Origin of the sequence: Sphingomonas sp. LH128 (genome assembly GCF_000293195.2) — a bacterium.
GTDB classification, from domain to species: Bacteria; Pseudomonadota; Alphaproteobacteria; order Sphingomonadales; family Sphingomonadaceae; genus Novosphingobium; species Novosphingobium resinovorum_A.
In genome coordinates, this window is the sequence record NZ_ALVC01000327.1 from 1 (window position 1) to 2,454 (window position 2,454).

Annotated in this window: 3 protein-coding genes; 2 read left to right on the plus strand and 1 reads right to left on the minus strand. The window is 59.4% G+C overall.

The features are described 5' to 3' along the window. Positions 1-722 precede the first annotated feature (722 nt). Positions 723-1,685, plus strand: coding sequence for a PAS domain S-box protein (locus tag LH128_RS23165; RefSeq protein WP_008832121.1), 963 nt, complete (start codon positions 723-725; stop codon positions 1,683-1,685). Here LH128_RS23165 and LH128_RS23170 read toward each other — a convergent pair. Beyond that, positions 1,679-1,930, minus strand: a complete 252-nt coding sequence (locus LH128_RS23170; RefSeq protein ID WP_008828913.1) for a DUF3072 domain-containing protein — start codon at positions 1,928-1,930, stop codon at positions 1,679-1,681. The two genes, LH128_RS23165 and LH128_RS23170, sit on opposite strands and share 7 nt — an antisense overlap. Positions 1,931-2,078: 148 nt before the next feature. Here LH128_RS23170 and LH128_RS23175 point away from each other — a divergent pair, with 148 nt between their 5' ends. Next, positions 2,079-2,363 carry a hypothetical protein gene (locus LH128_RS23175; RefSeq protein WP_008828912.1) on the plus strand — a complete coding sequence of 95 codons (285 nt, stop codon included), beginning with the start codon at positions 2,079-2,081 and terminating at the stop codon, positions 2,361-2,363. Positions 2,364-2,454 lie beyond the last annotated feature (91 nt).

Here is a 2,454-nt window from a genome sequence, read left to right on the forward strand (position 1 = left end):
CAACCCCCCCCCCCAGCCGATCGAAGCCCACGGTTGAGCGCCGATAAGGTGCAAAGTCAAAAGCAGTGGTTCTCATTTCCAAATCCTCCTATTGAGCAATTCGGGCATGAGACGTGCCGGAGAGAGCCGGCACTCTCAATGTCCACCAGACCCGGTTTTCAGCGTCCGGCGAGAAAAAGTTAAGAAGAGAGGATGGGGTTTCAAGAGATTTTTTTGGGCAGGTCCGGCTCCTCCCCCCGTCTGCCGCGCGGCGATCCAGCGCTGGCTTCGGTCCATTGAAATCCTCACCTCCAGATCAAGAAATCTCGTGCTTACCGGGCCCTTCTGACGGTTGGTGGCCTTGCTGTCTTAGCCCTGATCGCCCCCCAGGATTGCGCCATTGGGAAAGGTCTCAATCAAGGCCTCGGCTTCGCAGGCATTTTGAACTTGCGCGCTGGTCAGCCTCAGGCTGTCAGCGCATCCTTCAGTATCGACAAGAGCGGAGAGTTTACTGGCAGGGATCGGACGATCACGAGAGGTCCGCTTCGGCACCAACGCACAAGCGCCAAGAAGGATGGCTAATCGACCACGACACGAACAGGCTGACAGGCGTCGATGGCATCCGCCTATATTTATAATGTCCTTGACGCCCACTGCTGCGCCTCACATGTGGCCAGCCACCACGTTTTTTTTGAAATGGCCACTGGCAAGTTCGCTAACGAGGGAACGTGAGGCATTCGACGATGTATGATCCCAAATTCGACGCCGGTTTGTGGCTTTCCTCGGTGGTGGACAATTCCGGCGACGCCATCCTCAGCAAAACGCTCGACGGCGTCATCACCAGCTGGAATGCGGGAGCCGAAAAGTTGTTCGGGTTTTCCGCCGCAGAGGCGATCGGCCAGCCCATTACGCTCATCATCCCCGAGGACCGGCTCCAGGAGGAAGCCGACATCATTGGCAAACTGCGGGCCGGCGAACGCATTGATCGGCTCGAAACGGTACGCCGGCGCAGGGATGGCGAACCTGTCCATATCGAGGTTACCATCTCGCCGGTGCATAACGCCGCGGGCGAGATCATTGGGGCGTCGACGATCGCGCGTGATATCGGCGAACGGCTGCGTCATGCCGAGAACCAGCGGCTCCTGGTTCGAGAGATGCATCACCGCATCAAGAACCTGCTGTCGATCGTGCAAGGGCTTGTAAGAGTCGGCCGCCGAAGGGCCGACGATGTCAATGACTTCGCTAATGACCTGAGCAGCCGGATCACCGCGCTCGGCGCTGCGCAGCAACTTGTCCTCGGCCTTCCTGGCGAAGAGGAGCCCGCGCTAAGCGAGGTCTTCAGGGCGGTGCTGGAGCCCTATCGCAACGAGGGTCAGATCACCATCGCGCGGTGCGACGCGCCCGTCGGAGCTAATGCCTCGACGTCACTAGCGCTGCTTCTGCACGAACTCGCCACCAACGCCGTAAAATATGGCGCTCTTTCCCATTCCGACGGCCAGCTCACGGTCGATATCACCGTGGCGAACGCAACCATCACTATCGCTTGGCGCGAATACGGTGGCAGTTATGACAATGGCGATGAGGGCTTCGGGACAGAGCTGATGAGCGCCGCTCTGCGTGGACTCGGCGGGACGATCGATAAAGCGTGGCATGGCGGCGAGCGGGTCGTGACCATATGTCTCGCCCGCGACCAGCTCGCTCACTGAACATCGTATTGTTTGGGGTCAGTCGAAACCGAGGTTCGCCTTGAGCATATCGATGCGTTTTGACGCTTCGGCCTTGCTGAGGTCGGCAGGCGGCGGCGCTTAGCCTGCTTCTTGCACAGTGTCGTCAAATAGGAGCCCTGCGCCCCCGTCATCGGATCGTCGCTGGACACCCAGCCTTCGGGATTCTTTTCGGTTTTCGAGCCGGGATGCTCGTCGAGCTTGGGATTGTGCAGCTGTTCGGTCATGGCAATCTCACGTTCCCATATTGTTCTTTTTAAGAACGGCGTCATGAACCGCCGGTTTCCGTGGCGGCATCTGCGACGAAGCGAGGAAGCAAATCTGCCGGTTGGTCGTTCTCGCAAAATGCGGGGACCAGTGTTCAGGAGAGCAGCAATGCCGCAGGGCGACAAGTCGAGCTACACGGACAAGCAGAAGCGCAAGGCCGAACATATCGAGGAAGGCTATGAGGACCGCGGTGTCGGCAAGAAGGAAGCCGAACGCCGTGCGTGGGCGACGGTGAACAAGGAATCAGGTGGCGGAAACAAGTCCGGATCGGGGCGAGGCAAGCCCGAGAACCACAGCGCGTCCCGCAAGGGCGGTCGCAAGAGCGGATCGTCCCAGAGCCATGAGAAACGGTCAGCCGCCGCAAAGAAAGGCTGGGAAACGCGCCGCAAGTAATCGCGTGGCTAGACTTTCGCGATTGCCTTAATCGTCAGCCTTCAGACCGGCATACCAGTCGGCATAGGGACTGGTGTGCGCCATGTGGCGG

Bases quoted from the DNA above. Each gene is read 5' to 3' on its own strand.
- LH128_RS23165 (WP_008832121.1), top strand. From the start codon at position 723: ATGTATGATCCCAAATTCGACGCCGGTTTGTGGCTTTCCTCGGTGGTG.
- LH128_RS23170 (WP_008828913.1), bottom strand. From the start codon at position 1,930: ATGACCGAACAGCTGCACAATCCCAAGCTCGACGAGCATCCCGGCTCG.
- LH128_RS23175 (WP_008828912.1), top strand. From the start codon at position 2,079: ATGCCGCAGGGCGACAAGTCGAGCTACACGGACAAGCAGAAGCGCAAG.